This is a genomic window from Rhizobium halophilum (assembly GCF_021648825.1).
GTDB classification, from domain to species: Bacteria; Pseudomonadota; Alphaproteobacteria; order Rhizobiales; family Rhizobiaceae; genus Neorhizobium; species Neorhizobium halophilum.
This window is the reverse complement of record NZ_JAKJHS010000002.1, coordinates 279022-292866: the sequence shown is the minus strand read 5'-3', so window position 1 is coordinate 292866 and position 13845 is coordinate 279022. Positions and strand designations below refer to the sequence as shown.

Annotated in this window: 16 protein-coding genes; 9 read left to right on the top strand and 7 right to left on the bottom strand. The window is 61.0% G+C overall.

Annotated elements, in window-relative coordinates; translation table 11 throughout:
* Window positions 1-39: 39 nt before the first annotated feature.
* The gene (locus tag LXM96_RS05995; RefSeq protein WP_239997473.1) at window positions 40-2130 is read right to left on the bottom strand and encodes an OmpA family protein; all 2091 of its coding nucleotides are present in this window, start codon (window positions 2128-2130) and stop codon (window positions 40-42) included.
* A gap of 324 nt (window positions 2131-2454) precedes the next feature.
* On the opposite strand from LXM96_RS05995, the gene LXM96_RS05990 reads away from it, so the two are divergent.
* The 4 genes from LXM96_RS05990 to LXM96_RS05975 all read left to right on the top strand — a co-directional run bounded on the left by LXM96_RS05990 (window position 2455) and on the right by LXM96_RS05975 (window position 5336).
* Window positions 2455-3225 carry an ABC transporter substrate-binding protein gene (locus LXM96_RS05990; RefSeq protein WP_239997472.1) on the top strand — a complete coding sequence of 257 codons (771 nt, stop codon included), beginning with the start codon at window positions 2455-2457 and terminating at the stop codon, window positions 3223-3225.
* Window positions 3226-3336: 111 nt separating this feature from the next.
* Window positions 3337-4119, top strand: coding sequence for an ABC transporter permease (locus LXM96_RS05985; RefSeq protein ID WP_239997471.1), 783 nt, complete (start codon window positions 3337-3339; stop codon window positions 4117-4119).
* Window positions 4116-4946: an ABC transporter permease gene (locus tag LXM96_RS05980; protein WP_239997470.1), complete on the top strand. Its 831-nt coding sequence runs from the start codon at window positions 4116-4118 to the stop codon at window positions 4944-4946. The genes LXM96_RS05985 and LXM96_RS05980 overlap by 4 nt, the downstream gene beginning before the upstream one ends.
* A gap of 123 nt (window positions 4947-5069) precedes the next feature.
* Window positions 5070-5336, top strand: coding sequence for an usg protein (locus LXM96_RS05975; RefSeq protein ID WP_239997469.1), 267 nt, complete (start codon window positions 5070-5072; stop codon window positions 5334-5336).
* Window positions 5337-5346: 10 nt separating this feature from the next.
* Here the strand turns inward: LXM96_RS05975 and LXM96_RS05970 are convergent, their stop codons facing one another.
* Entirely contained in the window at window positions 5347-6069 is a 723-nt protein-coding gene (locus tag LXM96_RS05970) for a DUF2270 domain-containing protein (RefSeq protein ID WP_394801891.1), read from the bottom strand.
* A gap of 129 nt (window positions 6070-6198) precedes the next feature.
* Between LXM96_RS05970 and LXM96_RS05965 the strand changes: the two genes are divergently transcribed.
* From LXM96_RS05965 to LXM96_RS05950, 4 genes are all read left to right on the top strand, one after another.
* Complete coding sequence (locus LXM96_RS05965; RefSeq protein ID WP_239997468.1) at window positions 6199-7008, top strand: methyltransferase domain-containing protein; 810 nt, start codon at window positions 6199-6201, stop codon at window positions 7006-7008.
* A gap of 22 nt (window positions 7009-7030) precedes the next feature.
* Window positions 7031-7591, top strand: coding sequence for a DinB family protein (locus LXM96_RS05960; protein WP_239997467.1), 561 nt, complete (start codon window positions 7031-7033; stop codon window positions 7589-7591).
* A 2-nt stretch (window positions 7592-7593) separates the two neighbouring features.
* Window positions 7594-8004, top strand: coding sequence for a CopD family protein (locus LXM96_RS05955; RefSeq protein WP_239997466.1), 411 nt, complete (start codon window positions 7594-7596; stop codon window positions 8002-8004).
* A 63-nt stretch (window positions 8005-8067) separates the two neighbouring features.
* Window positions 8068-8937 (top strand): NAD(P)-dependent oxidoreductase, encoded by an 870-nt coding sequence (locus LXM96_RS05950; RefSeq protein WP_239997465.1) that lies wholly within the window; start codon window positions 8068-8070, stop codon window positions 8935-8937.
* A 40-nt stretch (window positions 8938-8977) separates the two neighbouring features.
* Here the strand turns inward: LXM96_RS05950 and LXM96_RS05945 are convergent, their stop codons facing one another.
* The 3 genes from LXM96_RS05945 to LXM96_RS05935 all read right to left on the bottom strand — a co-directional run bounded on the left by LXM96_RS05945 (window position 8978) and on the right by LXM96_RS05935 (window position 10749).
* On the bottom strand, window positions 8978-9463 hold the full coding sequence (locus LXM96_RS05945) for an Lrp/AsnC family transcriptional regulator (protein WP_239997464.1): 486 nt from the start codon (window positions 9461-9463) through the stop codon (window positions 8978-8980).
* 66 nt (window positions 9464-9529) lie between these two features.
* Window positions 9530-10213, bottom strand: a complete 684-nt coding sequence (locus tag LXM96_RS05940) for a uracil-DNA glycosylase family protein (protein WP_239997463.1) — start codon at window positions 10211-10213, stop codon at window positions 9530-9532.
* Window positions 10186-10749: a thermonuclease family protein gene (locus tag LXM96_RS05935; protein WP_239997462.1), complete on the bottom strand. Its 564-nt coding sequence runs from the start codon at window positions 10747-10749 to the stop codon at window positions 10186-10188. Before LXM96_RS05935 ends, LXM96_RS05940 begins: the two co-directional genes overlap by 28 nt.
* Window positions 10750-10870: 121 nt before the next feature.
* Between LXM96_RS05935 and LXM96_RS05930 the strand changes: the two genes are divergently transcribed.
* Window positions 10871-12409 carry a sensor histidine kinase gene (locus LXM96_RS05930; RefSeq protein ID WP_239997788.1) on the top strand — a complete coding sequence of 513 codons (1539 nt, stop codon included), beginning with the start codon at window positions 10871-10873 and terminating at the stop codon, window positions 12407-12409.
* Here LXM96_RS05930 and LXM96_RS05925 read toward each other — a convergent pair.
* Both LXM96_RS05925 and cobT read right to left on the bottom strand, forming a co-directional pair.
* A complete protein-coding gene (locus LXM96_RS05925) occupies window positions 12406-12801 on the bottom strand; it encodes a diacylglycerol kinase (protein ID WP_239997787.1) in 396 nt (131 codons plus the stop codon). The two genes, LXM96_RS05930 and LXM96_RS05925, sit on opposite strands and share 4 nt — an antisense overlap.
* Window positions 12801-13817 carry a nicotinate-nucleotide--dimethylbenzimidazole phosphoribosyltransferase gene (gene cobT, locus LXM96_RS05920; protein ID WP_239997461.1) on the bottom strand — a complete coding sequence of 339 codons (1017 nt, stop codon included), beginning with the start codon at window positions 13815-13817 and terminating at the stop codon, window positions 12801-12803. Before cobT ends, LXM96_RS05925 begins: the two co-directional genes overlap by 1 nt.
* Window positions 13818-13845: the final 28 nt, after the last annotated feature.

Below are 13845 nucleotides of genomic sequence, written 5' to 3'. Positions count from 1 at the left end.
GGATCGCTCCGGCGGCCTCTGTTTCACGTCTAACGACGATTACTGGTTGGATGCGACCGGCTTCACCAGCGGCGTGATGCGGCGGATGGTGACGCGGCGGTTTTCCTGTTGCGGCCCCTCCGTCTTGATCTTCAGGTACCGCTCGCCATAGCCCTGGGTCGCGAGGTTTTCCGGCGGAATGCCGAAGGCTTCCGTCAGGACCACGGCCACGGATTCCGCACGCTCGTCAGAGAGAACAAGGTTGCTCTCGTCCGAACCGACGGCGTCGGTATGGCCCTCGATCAGGAAGGTTTCAGCCGGGTTCTCCTCGAGGATCTTGTTCATCGCCTCGGCCACCTTGCGCAGCGAGCTTGCCTGGTTCATCGGGATTTCGGCACTGCCGGTGGCGAACTTGACGGTATCAAGATCGATGCGGCGAGCCTTGTCACGGATACGGGCCGAATAACGGACCTCGTCCAGCGAGTAGACGCGCTCCACCCGTTCAACAGGCGGCTGCTCCAGGAACTCGTAATAATCGCGATCCGGATCGCTTGACGTGTCTATGATATACTGGTCAAGCGGCACGTTCAGCCGCATAGGCGGCAGGTCGAGCGCTGGGTCACGCCAAACGTAGTCGTCTTCTTCGTACATCTCAGGGGCATAATAGAGGACATACTCCTCGCCATCCACGATACGGGAACGCTGAACTACCATTCCGGCGCTGTTGCGGATCGTCACGACCTGCACGCCGTCGCGACGTTCCACGACCTCACGATAACGATCGCCCCGCAGGCGCTCGTAGTAAACGTCCCCGCCGTCGCGGTAGAAACGCGGCGTATCGTCATGGTACACCACCGGCCTTTCGCCGATCGAGATGATGATACGGGCCTCGCCGTCGCGACCGTCCCGGTCATCCCGCCGTCCGTCACGTCGATCGCGACCACGACGGTCACGGTCGCCGTCACGGTAATTCCACCCTTCCATACGGCGGTAATCCGGGCGGCCTTCGATACGCTCGCCTTCCTCGGCGGTGACGGCACGTAGCTCGGTACGCGACGCTGCCTGTCCCTGTAGCGGTGCTTGGGCCTCGGCATCCGAAGTAGGGGGAGCAGACGGTGCAGCGGCTTCTGCCGGGGCCGTCGCAGGAGCCGCTCCATCGGTCGAGGTGGCCGCTGTGTCCGCCGGCGCAGCTTCCTTCTGGCTGTCGAGAATGGCAGCGCCATTTTCGACTGGCAGAACGGCAGTCTCGCCTTCCTGAGCAGCACTCGGATCCTCGGCAATCACGCGCGCGCGCTCCACCTCTTCCGGCGTGGTTGCGACCGCAGGCTCCTCGGCCAGTGCGGGCGCGTCCGTTCCTGCTGCAGCGCCGTCCTGGGTAACAGCACCCTCAGTCGTCCCCTCGACGGGTGCGGCTTCGGTAGCGCCTTCGGTCTCAGCAGTGGGGGCCTCGGCGTCTGGTGCACCAGCTGCAGGTGCTTCTTCCCCGGCAGCAGGTTCATTCGGCTCTTCCGTCGCTTCGGCTGCCGGAGGTGTTTCCCCGTCCGGCGCGGTCTCTTCGGAAGACTGCTCTTCGCTGGCAGCAGGGGCCTCTTCTTCCACAGGCGCCGCGTCGTCGGCTTCAGGCGCTGCTTCCGCAGCTGGAGCCTCTTCGGCAGGCGCTTCCTCTGCAGGGGCCTGTTCAGCAGCCGGCTCTTCAGCCGCAGGAGTTTCCTCAGCCGGGGCTTCTTCGGCTGGTGCTTCTTCTGCCGGCGCTTCAGGGGCCGCTTCAGGCTCTGGTGCAGCCTCCGGTTCAGGGGCAGCCTCCGGCTCGGGCTCGGGCTCCGGCGCTGTTTCGGGCTCCGGTGCCGGAGCCTCCGGCTGCACCTCGGCTGGTGCCTCCTGCTGCGCTTCCGGAGCAGGCTCAGGCGCAGGTTCTGCGGGCGCTTCTTCGGCCGGCGGCTCTTCCGCAGGCGCTTCCTCGGCCGGCGGCTGTTCGCCCTCCGGAGCATCCTCCGGCGGCAGGATCAACTCCTCCTGGACGCGGATCACGTTGCCTTCGCCGGTGCTCTGGAAAATCGCCTTCGGCGGCATGGCAATCGCTGGCTGAACGATCAGCGGCAGCGACACGAGCGGCGCAGCGACGCTGGCGAACAGTCTGAATTTCGTTGACATCGATATCTCCTCGACTTGGGATGTCGTCCCTTCTTCACGCGTCCTTGTCACCGGACGTCGGCGCGGTAGCGCGCCGGCTCAACGACATGCTCCCGCTTTTGTTCCGGATGAGACTGCGCTGAGGCGCCTGAACGTCTGCTGAACACCTAAGCGGTGACTGCAAGCACCAGAGAGCACCGACCTGCCTCCGCAGTGGACGTAAAATGCCGTTGCATTCTCAAACGTCCCGGTATTTAAAAAGACACGGTCGGAGCAGGCTCCGTGCCCGCCGAGCGTGGAAAACAAGATCAACAGCCGCGCTGGCAGCCAACAGAGAGGATCATCATGCGTATTGCCACTCATTTCTTTGCCGCCGCGTCGATCGCCGCGGCCGCCATGTTCGCCGGCACCGCCGCGGCCCAAGAGAAGATCGTCATCGCCTCCGAGGGCGCTTATCCCCCCTTCAACAGTCTTGAGACGGACGGCACCCTGACCGGCTTCGACATCGACGTTGCGCGGGCTCTTTGTGAGGAGATGAAAGTTGAATGCGAACTGGTCACAAATGACTGGGATGGCATGATCCCTGCCCTCCAGGCAAAGAAGTTCGACGCCATCATTGCTTCCATGTCGATCACGCCAGAGCGGCTCGAGCAGGTGGATTTTTCCAAGAAGTACTACAACACCGGTCCCGCCATTGCGGTCCCGAAGGATAGTGAGATTACTGACGTTGAAGGTCTCAAGGGCAAGACGCTCGGCGCACAGACCTCCACGACCCATGCTAACTACGCCGAAAAGCACATGCCTGAGTCCGAACTCAAGCTCTACCCGACCGCCGACGAATATAAGCTCGACATCCAGAACGGGCGGATCGATGGGGTCATTGACGATGTGGTCGTTCTGTCGGAGTGGGTAAAATCCGAAGAGGGCGCTTGCTGCAAGATCCTCACACCGCTGCCAATCGACGTGGAGATCAATGGCGAGGGCGCCGGTATTGCCGTACGGAAGGGTGATCCCCTGGCCGACAAGTTTACGGCAGCGATCGCAGCCATCCGCGAGAACGGCAAGTACAAGGAAATCAACGACAAGTACTTCGACTTCGACGTCTACGGGGAATAACTGTCCAAAGCGGCCTGCAAAATCGGCGGAAGGCTTGCCCTTCCGCCGATTTTCTTTTTAAACAAGGCGCATGAAAACAAGCGGCGAAGCCGCAAGGGGAAAGCTTCTTTTATGAGCGGATTGTTCTCCGCCATCGCCACAGCGCTCGATCCGCTTTGTGGGCCGGTCGGCATTTTCACGCTTCTCGGCGGTGGTGGTATGCTCAGCTGCGGCGCCAACGGCTGGGGCGACGAGATCGCGTTCGGCGTAAAAGTCACCATCACCCTCGCCCTTGCGACCCTCCCTATCGGCTTGCTGCTTGGCTTTCTGATCGCGCTTGCCGCGCAATCGGAAGACAAGCTGCTGCGGGCAGCCGTCGGGATCTACACGACAATCTTCCGTGGTCTGCCGGAGCTGCTGACGCTCTTCATTGTCTACTACGGGCTGCAACTGCTCATCCAAGCCCTCTTGGCCTGGCTCGGGATCGAGCAGCGAATCGAGATCAATGCCTTCCTCGCCGGCATGATCGCTCTTGCTGTCGTTTTCTCGTCCTACTCCTCCGAAGTCCTGCTTTCCGCCTTCCGCGCCATTCCAAAGGGACAGTACGAAGCCGGCGATGCGCTCGGGATGCGCCGCTCCCGAACGATGCTGCTGGTGGTTCTGCCGCAACTAATCCGGATCGCACTGCCAGGGCTGGGGAACCTCTGGATGATTCTGCTGAAGGACACTTCCTACGTCTCCATCATCGGGCTTTCGGATATCGTGAGGCAAACCAGTGTCGCTGCACGCGTCAGCAAGGAAGCGTTCTTTTTCTACTTCCTCGCGTGCCTTCTCTATCTGGCGCTCGCTGTTCTTTCCTCTGTCGGGTTGGGCTTCATCGAGCGCTGGTCCCGTCGTGGGGAGGCGCGCCGATGAGCTATGCCCGCGAACTCATCGCCCCCAGACCCGCTCCGGTCGAGTACCAAAAACCCCTCACCGGCTCCCGCGTTGCGGCCCTCTTCATTCTCGCCATCTGGGGGCTTCTCGGCATCGCCATCGTTTGGCTGATCGTCAGCGGATGGGACGTTGCCAAGTTCGAGCGGTATGGGCCGCGCTATCTTTCCGGCCTGTGGACGACGATTTCGCTCGTCGGCATCTCGGTCATCCTCGGTGCGGTCTTATCGCTGCCGCTTGCCTTCGCCCGCATGTCGACCAACCGGGTCGTCGGCGCCATCGCCTATTCTTATGTCTACGTATTCCGAGGGACACCGCTACTCGCCCAGCTCTTCCTCATCTACTACGGGCTTGGTAGTTTCCGGCCTGAACTGCAGTCCGTCGGCCTCTGGTGGTTCTTCCGAGAGGCGTGGTATTGTGGGCTGTTGTCCCTTACCCTGAACACGGCGGCCTATCAGGCAGAAATCCTCCGCGGGGCGATCGAAAGCGTGCCGCGCGGACAGCTAGAAGGTGCCGCAGCGCTCGGCATCCCCAAATCCGTTGCCCTGCGCAAGATTGTCCTGCCCCAGGCACTCATTGTCGCGCTGCGACCCTATGGCAACGAGATCATCCTGCTGATCAAGGGATCTGCCGTGGTCGCCATCGTGACCGTCTATGACCTGATGGGCGAAACCCGCTACGCCTTCTCTCGGACCTTCGACTACCAGACCTATCTCTGGGCTGCGATCTTCTATCTCGCCATCGTCGAAACGCTGCGGCAGGTGTGGAACCTGCTGGAGACGCGCCTCACGCGACACCTGAAGCGCTAGGCTAGCCGCTAGAACGGGGGCAGAGCTTCTAGCGGCTAGGCCATTGAGATATCGTTAACCCCGGGATGATCTCCTGTGGAAGGCGCAACTGCGTCGCCCGGAAGAACCAGAGCGGGAACGACCATGAACAGCGAAATGGAAATGATGCTGAGGGGCTACGGTCTCACCACGGCCCAGATCTTTTACCGGCTGCCAGACCACCCCACCTTGCTGCAGAGCTACGTTTGGCAGGAATACGATTTGGCACCGGACTTTCCTGAGATGAAAGGCTTCCTGAAGTTCTGGGAAGAGAAGCTCGAGGGGCCACTGCATTCTGTTCGTTACGTGCATCGCAAGATGATTTCTGCCAGCGAATGGAGGGCGCTCCAGGGCGAAATCATTCTGCACTAGGAGGCGTGCCTCAAACATGCACCTCGCCGTGGGCAAGCTCCCCCTCGTCGCTTGCGTGATGCAAGGACGCGTAGAATACAAGCGCGTAGATGATCGCGACACCGACCATGATGCTCCACCCTGGCAGGGGGCCGAAGGCCGCGTTTTCCACAGCCTCCCTCCAGGAGAATACGACATCCGCTGGCCTCTCGTCTGGCAATAGCTTTGGGGTGGTAATCTTGAGACCCCAGGCCAGGAGCAGGATTAGATACATCCAGCAGTAGTTGCGCCGGACGCGGCGGAACAAGGCTTCCCTGTAGCTGATCAGGAAGCATGGGTTGCGCAAGCTCTTGGCAATTGCCTCCGCCCAATCCGGCTTCAGATCTGCCTGCGGATAAAGCGCTTGGGCAAAGTAGTGGCGCTCCAGTTTCCTGACCCGAGCCCGGTAGACATCGAAGAAGCGGTAGCGCCTGGCCTCGATGAGAAGCAGAAGCGAAATAAGCAACACTCCAAACAGAACGACGCCATGATGGGAAGTCGGTGTCGACAAGGAAACCGACAACAGCGCCGCCACCACCGTGATGGCCCAGTTTGTCGTCCGATCTATGCGATCACGCCAACTCGTCATCCGCCCCATCTCACCGCGATAGTAATGGATGATCATATTGGCCTTCTCTGCCGAGGTGATCGGCAGAGAAGGCGCACGACGTTCGATATTCTCCTCGAAAGCTGTCTGCGTAGGGGCTGCGGACACAATGATCCTCCCGCTCATTGAGATGCGGCGAAACTTTTTGCTTCAACGGCCTCTAACCCTTCGCCGTTCCATCTCCAACATTGCCAAACCTGTGTCGGCAGCCTAAAGCCTGCGCAAACGGAGCGAAGCATGAAGAAGATCGACGAGGAAGCGCTGGCCGAGGCCTACAACCGCGCGCTTGCGCTGGAAAAGGCGGGCGATATTGACGCCGCTGTCGCCGCCTATCGTCAAGTGCTGGACATCGATCCGGACGATCACGGCGGCGCCGCGGTGCGCATCGCGGCCCTCGGTCGCGGCGAAGCTCCACCAAGGGCCCCAGACGCCTATGTGGAGACACTGTTCGACCAACACGCCGATAGCTTTGAAGACATCCTCGTCGAGCAACTGAGCTATTCGGTCCCTGTGATGGTGCGCCAGCGGCTGCAAGAACTCGAGCTCGGTCCATTCAAGCGAATGCTCGATCTGGGCTGCGGCACCGGCCTGACCGGTGGCGCGCTTCGGGACATGGTGGAGGATGTCACCGGCATCGACATTTCCGAAAACATGGTGGAGATCGCTCATGAAAAGGACCTCTACGAGACGCTCTACGTCGCAGAAGTAGAGGATTTTCTGGAAGACAACGACGAAGAGCCTTTTGATATAGTCACTGCGACGGACGTCCTTCCCTATCTTGGCGCGCTTGAGCCGCTCTTTTTCGGCGCAGCTGAGAACATGTTGCCCGGAGGAATTTTCATTTTCTCGTCGGAGGCCTTGCCCGCCTCAGACGACCGCTCCTACATCGTCGGTCCGCACCAGCGATACCTCCATTCGGAGGCCTATATTCGCGTCCGCTTGGCTGAAACCGGCTTCGAATTGATCGAGCTCCGCGAGATCAACGTACGCATGCAGGACGGCCAGCCAAGCCCTGGCCATCTGGTCATTGCGAAGTTGAGAGGCTAGGGTTCCAGGGGGAGGAACCGATATGACACCGCAGCGCTATTTTCTCGCTCAGGCTTACAACAACGCCTGGTCGAATCACCGCCTGCTGACAGCCTGCCGGAACCTCTCGCCCGAGGAACTCGCTGCACCGCGCACGAATTTCTTCCCATCGATCATCCATACATTGAACCATATCCTCACGGTCGACTGGCTCTATATCAGCGCACTGGAAGGCAACTGCATTGGCAGCGCCGCCTTTGATCCGGAAATCCCGTTTCGCCGCATCGTCGACCTAGAGCGCGAACAGCGGGCGGCCGACCGCCGGCTGATTGACCACTGTCGCCAGCTCGACACCGAAATGCTGTCCTCCCACGTCGAGATCCCTCGCGCCACGCACGTCCAGAGAGAACCCACGGATCGCATCTTGCTGCACCTGTATCAGCACCAGGTCCACCATCGGGGGCAGGTCCATGCCATGCTGTCGGGCACCACGGTATCACCGCCGCAGCTGGACGAGTTTTTTCCCGCCGATCCGGCTGAGCAGGCGCTACGCCGGCCGGACTTTGCCGAACTGGGCTTCACGGAAGCCCTTATCTGGAGCTGAGAATGCTGTATCTGACCCTGAAGTCCCTGCACATCGTGGCCGACATCGTCTGGATCGGCGGCATGCTGGTGAATGCCTTTGTAATCGCCATGGTACCGCCAACGATCCGCCCTGGCGTAATCAGCGCGCTGCGCCCCTACGACCGCCGGGTGACGACCGTCGCTCTCGGTGGCGCGTGGCTGTTCGGCATCATTCTCGCCGTATGGTACGGCTGGTATTCGACCGGCTGGTTCGGCTTCAAGTTCCTGATCGTGGTTATGCTTTCGGCGCTGCACGGCATGCAGAGCGCGTGGCTGCGTCGCATGGACGCCGACCCGCATCTTGATCCGCCGGCCTTTGTCCGCGTTGCAATGCCGGTAGTGATGATATCGACGGTCGTCGTGGTGTTGCTGGCCGTGGTCAAACCGTTCTAGCCATTGAGGCGGCGGCTCCTATCCGCTAGGTCTACTGGATAGGAGAACAACGTGGAGGACGGCATGGCCAAGGTGGCATTCATCGGTCTGGGCGTAATGGGGTTTCCCATGGCAGGACACCTCAAGCAGAAAGGCGGACACGACCTCACTGTCTACAATCGAACGTCAGCGAAGGCCGAGGAGTGGGTGACGAAGTTCGGTGGCGCTCATGCTCAAACGCCTGCCGAAGCAGCTCGCGATGCCGATTTCGTCTTTACCTGCGTCGGCAATGACGACGACCTCCGCTCCGTCACCCTCGGCGAAACCGGCGCCCTCGCCGGCATGAAGCCTGGCGCAGTCTTGGTCGACAATACGACCGCCAGCGCGGAGGTTGCACGCGAGCTGCACGAAGCGGCGAAGGAAAAGGGCGTGGAGTTCATCGATGCACCCGTTTCTGGTGGCCAGGCGGGTGCGGAGAATGGTGTCCTGACTGTCATGTGCGGCGGCGATCAGGCGGTTTTCGATCGCGTCAAAGCCGTGATCGATGCCTATGCCCGCATGGTCGGCCTGATGGGGCCGGTTGGCGCCGGTCAACTGACCAAGATGATCAACCAGATCTGCATCGCGGGCCTGGTGCAGGGTCTCGCCGAAGGGATTCACTTTGGCAAGAAGGCCGGCTTAGACATTGAAAAGGTTGTCGAAGTCATATCCAAGGGCGCAGCCGGATCCTGGCAGATGGAAAATCGCCACAAGACCATGAACGAGGGCAAATACGAGTTCGGATTTGCCGTGGACTGGATGCGAAAGGACTTGGGGATTGTGTTGGCTGAGGCCCGGCGTAACGGCGCAAAACTTCCCGTAACCGCCCTCGTCGACCAGTTCTATGGCGATGTCCAATCCATGGGCGGCAAGCGCTGGGACACCTCTTCGCTGCTTGCGCGCCTGGAGAAATAATGGAAGGGCCGGCGGGGGTGTTCGCGCCGGCCGGATTGTCTCAGTCTTCCCCGGACTTCTGGTCCAGAAGCATGTAGTCCAGCGGAAGTTCCGTCGTATACTTGATCTGCTCCATGGCAAACGCCGAAGAGACATCACGAATCTCTATCCGGGCAATCAGCCGCTTGTAGAAGGCGTCGTAAGCGGCGATGTCCGGAACCACCACGCGCAGAAGATAGTCGACATCACCGCTCATCCGGTAGAATTCGACCACTTCCGGAAAATCCACAACGACTTCGGAAAAGCGCTTCAGCCATTCCACGGAGTGACTTGCTGTGCGAACCGAAACGAAAACAGTAACCTTCGTGTTGACCTTGACCGGGTCGAGCAGTGCCACACGGCGGCGTATCACCCCCTCTTCCTCCATCCGCTGGATGCGTCGCCAGCAGGGCGTAGTCGATAGCCCTACCTTCTTGGCGAGATCAGCGACGGCAAGCGTCGAATCTTCCTGGAGGATACGGAGGATCTTGCGGTCGAGACGGTCCATTGTACGGTCCTTGGAAATGATTTTCTCCTGCATAGCTCCTTTTACCATAAGTTGACGCATTTTCTTTCAGCGCGTCAAGCTATCCACATGCTCCTTTAGGCGAGGCAGGACCTCCTCTTCAAACCAGGGATTGCGCTTCAACCAGCCGGTATTTCGCCAGCTCGGATGGGGCAGCGGCAGGACGCGAGGCCCATGATTGACGTGAAAATACGCCCGCCAGTTCCGCACCGTTTCCGTCATGCCCTTCTGGCGGCGCGCACCGAGGTGCCAAGCCTGTGCGTACTGACCGATGGCGAGCACAAGTTCAATCTGCGGCATCGCCCTCAAGACCGCCGAGCGCCACAGTGGCGCGCATTCCGCTCGTGGCGGCAAGTCGCTGCCCTTGAGGTCATAGCCTGGAAAGCAAAAGCCCATCGGCACGATGGCAAATCGGTCGGCATCATAGAACTCGTCACGGCTGACACCCAGCCAATTGCGCAGCCGATCGCCGGAAGCATCGTTGAAAGGTAGCCCGCTTTCGTGCACGCGAAGCCCCGGTGCCTGCCCCGCGATCAGGATCCGTGCTTTCGCGGAGATCACCGCGACCGGGCGCGGTTCATGCGGCAAGCGATCTTGAGGCCCCCTTGCCGGCACATCACGACAGATACGGCAGGCTGCGATCGCGGCCCGCAGATTGCCCAGAGGGCCGCCTGCGCCCGGCGTCGCTTGATCCTCTGGCGCCCTCACTCGGCGGACAGCCCTTTCAGCCATGCCAGAAATCCTTCCGTCATACTTGGATCATCCATCATCCCGTGTTGAACGCGCCAGTCGCGGGGCCGATCGAACGTACCTGCCCAAAGGCCTTGCCCGGCATCACGCGCCGCACTCTCCTCCGTCCGGTAGTCACCGGAAGCGACAGCGAGCCCCTGCCTTACCAGCTCCGCATTGAGATCGCGTGTGCCATCGCGACAGCGGACGAGCAGGCGGTTGTAGCGGTCTCGACTCGAGCCGCTGCACACGACGGCAGCGGCAGAGGTAAGGTGCTCCAGTGCCACGCGCGCCTCCTCGCCGCAGGCCCACTCCCGGCCGCGGGCATCCTTGCAGACCTGCTCCGATTCGGGCGCATCCAGTCCCTCCAGCCGCAACCGCTCGGCTCCCGCTGCCAGCGTATCACCGTCGACGGCAACGAAGGGCCCATCAAGTCGCACCGACGCCACGTCCTCGAGCTTGACGGCGATGAGCGCGCCGAGAAAGAGGAAGGCGAGAAGCAGGCCGGAATTGCGCAGTCTTCGGAAAACTGGAGTCACGATCCGGCCTTAATCAAGAACAGAAGCTTCAGGAAAATGGCAAACAAATCCTTGCTTGGCAGCATCTTCTTAAGGTTTCGACACTAGGGTCACAACCATTGGGGACAGTGATCCAGTGGTTATGAGTAACGGCGTCAGCACCTCGACCGACAAGAACATCGTTGATCTGTCGCGAAACAACCGCAACCGGGCCGTTTCCAAGACGGTACGCGCCACCCGTGAGCGCCTCCAATCAACCGGCCGCAACACCAAGGTCTTCGAACGCGATGTACTGGCGCTCCACGCCAATGCAGTGCTGCAGAGCGCGCTCGTTACGCCGCTCTTCGTCGCAACAGTTACTGCGGTGGGTCTCTACCTGAATCCGGCCGCCAATCTTCTCGGCTGGGCACTTCTGGCGCTCATCATTCACGCAGTCAACGTGCTGATCGCGCGCCGCGCAAGCCGCATAGAGATTGGTGCGCTCGAAACGGTCCGCTGGCGCCGCCGCTTGCTCGCGGGACAAGTGCTGGTGGGCATCGGCTGGGCTCTATTCTCGCTGCAGCACTGCGCGACCTGTTCCGGCGACAGCTTCTATCTGTTCTACAAGACGGCCGTCATTTTGGTTGCCATATCCATCAGCGCCATGAACAGCGTGATGTTGCGCCAGGGCGTTTTGTTCGGCTTCCTGCCGCTCATCCTGACATTGCTTGTTTCGGCCGTCATGTCCGGCCAGATGATGGACATCGGTCTCACGGCCATGTCGGCGTTCGCGGTCGTCTTTTTTCACTACATCGCTGACCGGCAGTACCGTTCCACTCTAACGCTGATGTCATACCAGTCGGAAAAAGATGAGCTGATCGCCGAGCTGGAAGTGGCGAAGTCGATGTCGGACGAAGCTCGGCGCCGCGCGGAGGAAGCCAATCTGGCAAAATCCCGTTTCCTTGCCTCCATGTCGCACGAACTGCGTACACCGCTCAATGCAATCCTCGGCTTCTCGGAGGTGATGAACTCCGAGGTTCTGGGGCCCATGGCCAATGCGACATACCAGGAATATGCGGGCGACATCCACCGCTCCGGCCAGCATCTCCTCGATCTCATCAATGAAATCCTGGACCTGTCCCGCATCGAGGCCGGCCGGTATGAGCTGAACGAGGATGCACTGTCGCTTCTGGAAATTGCGGAGGACTGCATCGGCATGGTCCAGTTGCGGGCCAGCGGCAAGAGCATCACCATCCACCAGCAGTTCGAGCCGACGCTGCCGCAGATTTGGGCGGACGAGAAAGCGATCCGCCAGGTGGTCCTCAACCTCCTCTCAAACGCGGTCAAATTCACGCCGCAGGGTGGTGAGGTCACCGTCAAGGTGGGTTGGACAGCAAGCGGCGGCCAGTATGTCGCCATCAAGGACAACGGGCCCGGTATTCCGGAGGAGGAAATCCCGATCGTGCTCTCCGCCTTCGGCCAGGGCTCCATCGCCATTAAGAGCGCCGAACAGGGCACCGGGCTCGGTCTTCCGATCGTGCAGGCCATTCTTGCCAAGCATGACGGCCAGTTCGTGCTGCGCTCCAAATTGCGTGAAGGCACTGAGGCAATCGCAATCCTGCCGGCCACGCGCGTCCTGCAAAGCCTGCCGGCCGTGGAGGATGCCGCCCCAGTCGAGCGGCGGCGGCGGACCTTCGCTTAGCCGATCAGCCGCGTATACACGCACCACATCACAAATAGCCCGTTGGCACAGAGCAGGCAGAACACCGCGAACGAGCCTAGATCCTTCGCATGCCGGCCGACGGTCGAGATCTCGGGCGATATCCTGTCGACCAGTTCCTCAATGGCCGTGTTCAGAGCTTCGACACAAAAGAGAACCAGCATCAGGATGACGAAGATGAGGTAGTCAGCCGCGCTCGCATTGATCAGCGCGAAAAGGAGAAGCCCCAGGATGAACGCCACCGCCTCCGTCCGAAAAGCCTCCTCCTGCCACAGCCTCACCAGGCCCTGCAGGGAGTACCGTGTGGCGGCAAGAACGCGCCGCGGGCCACTTGCCTTCCGCACCGCGCTTTCCTGAGGCGCCTTCTCCACCATCATGCTCCCGAACTCACGCCGGCTTGCTGGAACGTTGCCATGCCAGAATGGCAGGCGGCAGCCGCCTTGACGATGCCCGCGGCAAGTGCTGCACCGGTTCCTTCACCGAGCCGCATGCCGAGCGCCAGAAGCGGCGTCTTGCCAAGCTTCTCGATTGCCTTCAGATGTCCCGGCTCCGCCGAGACATGTCCGATCAGGCAATGATCCAGCGCCGCCGGATTGGCCGCCTTGAGGATGGAGGCAGCAGCGGTTGCTACATAGCCGTCGATAAGCACCGGGATCTTTTCCACGCGCGCCGCGAGTATCGCACCGGCCATCGCCGCCACTTCGCGACCCCCCAACCGCCGCAGCACTTCCAGCGGATCCTTGAGATGGTCCTTGTGGAATGCGACTGCAGTCTTCACGGCCTGGATCTTGCGCTCCAGAAGCTCACCGTGCGAGCCAGTCCCGGGCCCCACCCAGTCCTCCGCCTCGCCGCCATAGAGCGCCAGGTTGATCGCCGCAGCAATCGTTGTGTTGCCAATGCCCATTTCGCCGATGCACAGAAGATCGGTGCCGCCGGCGATAGCCTCCATACCGAAGGCCATGGTTGCTGCGCAATCCCGCTCGGAAAGGGCCGCTTCGCACGTGATGTCGCCGGTTGGATAGTCGAGCGCGAGGTCGAAGATCTTCAGGCCAAGGTCATGGGTCACGCAGATCTGGTTGATCGCAGCTCCTCCGGCGGCAAAATTCTCCACCATCTGCTGCGTTACGGACGGCGGAAACGGGGTGATGCCATGCTTAGTGACTCCGTGATTGCCTGCAAAGATCGCGACCAGCGGCCGTGTCACCGCCGGGGGACGGCCGGTCCAGGCGGCAAGCCACATGGCAATCTCCTCAAGACGCCCGAGCGAGCCCGCCGGCTTCGTCAATTGCCCATCTCGCTCACGCGCTGCCACCAGCGCGCGGGAATCCGGCCCCGGCAGGTTCTGCAGCAGGGTGCGGAAATCGTCGAAAGGCAGGCCGCTCATGCTCATGGGATCTTCTCTCTCGTCCGTGGCCGGG

What these genes read in the sequence shown, in the direction of transcription:
- LXM96_RS05965 (WP_239997468.1), top strand. Translation starts at nt 6,199, where the DNA reads ATGAAGAAGATCGACGAGGAAGCGCTGGCCGAGGCCTACAACCGCGCG.
- LXM96_RS05985 (WP_239997471.1), top strand. Translation starts at nt 3,337, where the DNA reads ATGAGCGGATTGTTCTCCGCCATCGCCACAGCGCTCGATCCGCTTTGT.
- LXM96_RS05955 (WP_239997466.1), top strand. Translation starts at nt 7,594, where the DNA reads ATGCTGTATCTGACCCTGAAGTCCCTGCACATCGTGGCCGACATCGTC.
- LXM96_RS05945 (WP_239997464.1), bottom strand. Translation starts at nt 9,463, where the DNA reads ATGGACCGTCTCGACCGCAAGATCCTCCGTATCCTCCAGGAAGATTCG.
- LXM96_RS05995 (WP_239997473.1), bottom strand. Translation starts at nt 2,130, where the DNA reads ATGTCAACGAAATTCAGACTGTTCGCCAGCGTCGCTGCGCCGCTCGTG.
- LXM96_RS05925 (WP_239997787.1), bottom strand. Translation starts at nt 12,801, where the DNA reads ATGGTGGAGAAGGCGCCTCAGGAAAGCGCGGTGCGGAAGGCAAGTGGC.
- LXM96_RS05950 (WP_239997465.1), top strand. Translation starts at nt 8,068, where the DNA reads ATGGCCAAGGTGGCATTCATCGGTCTGGGCGTAATGGGGTTTCCCATG.
- LXM96_RS05990 (WP_239997472.1), top strand. Translation starts at nt 2,455, where the DNA reads ATGCGTATTGCCACTCATTTCTTTGCCGCCGCGTCGATCGCCGCGGCC.
- LXM96_RS05975 (WP_239997469.1), top strand. Translation starts at nt 5,070, where the DNA reads ATGAACAGCGAAATGGAAATGATGCTGAGGGGCTACGGTCTCACCACG.
- LXM96_RS05930 (WP_239997788.1), top strand. Translation starts at nt 10,871, where the DNA reads ATGAGTAACGGCGTCAGCACCTCGACCGACAAGAACATCGTTGATCTG.
- LXM96_RS05960 (WP_239997467.1), top strand. Translation starts at nt 7,031, where the DNA reads ATGACACCGCAGCGCTATTTTCTCGCTCAGGCTTACAACAACGCCTGG.
- LXM96_RS05940 (WP_239997463.1), bottom strand. Translation starts at nt 10,213, where the DNA reads ATGGCTGAAAGGGCTGTCCGCCGAGTGAGGGCGCCAGAGGATCAAGCG.
- cobT (WP_239997461.1), bottom strand. Translation starts at nt 13,817, where the DNA reads ATGAGCATGAGCGGCCTGCCTTTCGACGATTTCCGCACCCTGCTGCAG.
- LXM96_RS05980 (WP_239997470.1), top strand. Translation starts at nt 4,116, where the DNA reads ATGAGCTATGCCCGCGAACTCATCGCCCCCAGACCCGCTCCGGTCGAG.